At 62.1% G+C, this 2,405-nt stretch carries 3 protein-coding genes; all 3 read right to left on the bottom strand.

Annotated elements, in window-relative coordinates; translation table 11 throughout:
- The coding region (locus tag ACGVJ8_RS04910) for an alpha/beta fold hydrolase (protein ID WP_392345955.1) at positions 1-689 on the bottom strand (689 nt) is incomplete at its 3' end.
- Positions 686-1,786, bottom strand: coding sequence for an iron-containing alcohol dehydrogenase family protein (locus ACGVJ8_RS04905; protein WP_392345953.1), 1,101 nt, complete (start codon positions 1,784-1,786; stop codon positions 686-688). The genes ACGVJ8_RS04905 and ACGVJ8_RS04910, both read right to left, overlap by 4 nt.
- Positions 1,786-2,405: AAA family ATPase (locus tag ACGVJ8_RS04900; protein ID WP_392345951.1), on the bottom strand; the 620-nt coding region annotated here is incomplete at its 5' end. The genes ACGVJ8_RS04900 and ACGVJ8_RS04905, both read right to left, overlap by 1 nt.

Here is a 2,405-nt window from a genome sequence, read left to right as displayed (position 1 = left end):
TGGCAGGGCAGGGGGTCGCCACATCCAGCGAAACCACCGCTGCGGGCGAAGGCCGCCAACGCCTCCGCCCAGCCGGGGCATTGCAGGTGCAACGAAGCGATTTGCTCTTCCGGAGCTCCCACATCCGCATCGGGATCGGCGAAGGCCTGGCGACACAGCCCCCGCCGCACGCCGGGACGACCCAGGAACCAGGCACCAATACGATCCAGCAGGGGCGGCACGGGCATCGGACGCCCCGTGAGACCGGCTGGAGCCAGCAGCAGCAGAGAAGCCACGCGCTCGGGGTGACGCCGGGCCAACTCCACGGCCACAGAGCCCCCCATCGAAGCACCGATCAGGCCCACTGGAGCCTCTGTGGGAAGCCGCTTCAGCAGGGCATCGAGATGCTGCAAAACAGCCTCAGGCCCGTAGGTCAAGCCCAAAGGACGCGGCGAAAAGCCAAAACCGAACAGATCGGGGATGAACAGCTGAAAACGATCGACCAGGAGGGGAGCCAGGCGCCGGTATTCGAGAAAACTGCTATCAAACCCATGCAGCAGCAACAACGGAGAGCCTTGGCCGAGCACCGCCACCGGGAAGGGATGATCCACACCCAGGCCAGGCAAATTCCACCACTGCACCTCAGCAGCCAGGGCCTCGGCCTGCGGGTCAAGCAGAGCCGGCCGCAATTGATCCAGAAGCGTCTTCAAAGATTGATGGGGCTGAGTTCCGCAGCACCCACAAGGGCCTCCAGCAAAGCACCAGGCGTCACAGCGAAGGGCAAATGATGCAGATCGGAACCCTTGCGGCAGGCGAAGCGACACACCTCCTGCAACTCACTGAGGCTGGCCTGCGCCAGACCAAGATCATCAAGGCTGACGGGCAAACCAAGCTGCCGCAGCAATGGGAACAGCTGGCGGTGCGTCTGGCCTGCAAGCCGGTTGCCGCCCAGTCGTTCCTCCAAGCGAAGCTGCACAAGAATGCCGAAACCCACCTTCTCGCCATGGAGAACGTGGTGACAGGCCTCCAGCTGGGTGAGGCCGTTGTGAACAGCATGGGCCGCGACCGTGCGGCAACGAGCACCACCAAGCCCTCCCATCACCCCGGCGGTGAGGGCACAGGCTTCGGCGGTGCGCACCCAGGCTGCACTGTCTGGATCCTGCAGCGCCGTGAGGCTGTCGATCAGAAGTTGATCCCGCAGCACCCGAGCCATCTGCACGGCCTGCTGCACCAGACCATCACTGCTGTCGCCGCTACTCACTGAGGCTTCGTACCACTTGGCCAGGGCATCAGCAACACCACTGGCCAGGGTGCGCGGTGGCGCCTGGCGCACCAAGCCATGATCGAAGACGAGAAGATCGGGGCAACGATCCAAGGCCACATCCCCTTCGAAAGCACCCTGAGAGGAATAGATGTTGGACAGAGCCGTCCAACCGGCACAGGTGGAGGCGCTCAGCGGAACGGTGATGCAAGGAAGGGAGAGGCGGTGGGCCAGCAGCTTGCCGGCATCCAGCACTTTTCCACCCCCGGCGGCCAGAACGGCGTTACAGCCCTGGGCTTCCGAGGTGACCCTCTGGAGATCCTGCTCACAGCAGTCGAACTGAAGTTGAGCCTGAAAGGGGATGAGCCCTTGGGCCTGGAGATCCTTCACCAAACGCTGACGCTGCTCCGCAGTGGAAGCACTACGACCCAGCACCAGCGGACGTGAGCAAAGGGATTTGATCTGAGGCAAGGCCTCATCCCAGGCCTCATCCCCCCGCAAGACGTTGGCTGGGGCAATGGAATGGGACGAGATGGATCGAACCATCAGACGCTGGCACCAGCGAGTTGCGGTGCCGTGTCCACCTGACCTTTGTGGCGGACCACCACCTTCTTGTTCTCGTCAACATCAACTTCGGCATGATCGCCGTCCTTGATCCGACCCGACAGCACCTCTTCGGCGAGGGAATCCTCGAGAAGACGCATGACGGCCCGACGCAGCGGACGTGCGCCATAGGCGGGGTTGTAGCCCTCCTCCACCAGGCGCTCCTTGAATGCATCGGACACGCTAAGGGTGATGCCCTTCTCGCCCATGCGGCCAAACACCTCCTTGAGCATGATCTCGGCGATCTCCTTGACCTCGTCGCGGTTGAGCTGACGGAAGACGATGATTTCGTCGAGACGATTGAGGAATTCAGGCCGGAAGTATTGCTTGAGCTCCTCATTCACCAAGGAACGGATCCGGGTGTACTGAGACTCCTCAGCGCTTTCACCGGAGAACTCGAAGCCGAGGCCACCGCCACCCTTCTCGATCACCTTCGAACCGATGTTCGAGGTCATAATGATCAGGGTGTTCTTGAAGTCAACCGTGCGGCCCTTGGAATCGGTCAGACGACCGTCTTCCAGAAGCTGCAGCAACAGGTTGAACACATCAGGATGCGCCTTTT

Origin of the sequence: Parasynechococcus sp. (assembly GCF_042954245.1) — a bacterium.
In the GTDB taxonomy this organism is placed as follows: Bacteria; Cyanobacteriota; Cyanobacteriia; order PCC-6307; family Cyanobiaceae; genus Parasynechococcus.
Note: the sequence above shows the minus strand (reverse complement) of the source record. Positions and strands in the feature narration are given on the sequence as shown.